The sequence below is a fragment of the Streptomyces katrae genome (assembly GCF_000966975.1).
Lineage (GTDB): Bacteria > Actinomycetota > Actinomycetes > Streptomycetales > Streptomycetaceae > Streptomyces > Streptomyces katrae.
The window spans coordinates 1-379 of record NZ_JZWV01001578.1; the positions used below are offsets into that span (position 1 = coordinate 1).

Genomic DNA, 379 nt, shown 5'->3' on the forward strand with positions numbered 1-379 from the left:
TGGGCGTCCCGGTCGACCCGCGGGGCCTGCTCCCCGCCGAGGAGCGCCGGCTGCTGGACCTGCCCCCGGCGGAGCTGGACACCCAGTCCTACTGGGTTCCGGGCAAGCGCCCCGCCCCGCCCCGGCGCACCGCGCCCGTGCCCGTGCCCGCGCCCGTCCCGCCCGCGGAGCCCCCGGCGGACGAGACCCCGTACGAACTCCTCCGGATGATCCGCCACCAGGCAGCCCTCCTCACCCACCTCACGAACGCCCTCCCGACCCCGCGTCCGGCCCCCGGGGAAGCTGCCGACGCGACCGCTGCCGCCCCGGCCGTGAACGCGCAGGCCGCCACTCCGGCCGGCACCAGCCCGGCGGCGGACACCTCGGACGCCGCCACCCC

At 79.9% G+C, this 379-nt stretch carries 1 pseudogene; it reads left to right on the forward strand.

Annotation, left to right across the window (positions count from 1 at the left end):
* Nucleotides 1–379, forward strand: a pseudogene (locus VR44_RS39335) (hypothetical protein); the annotation flags it as partial.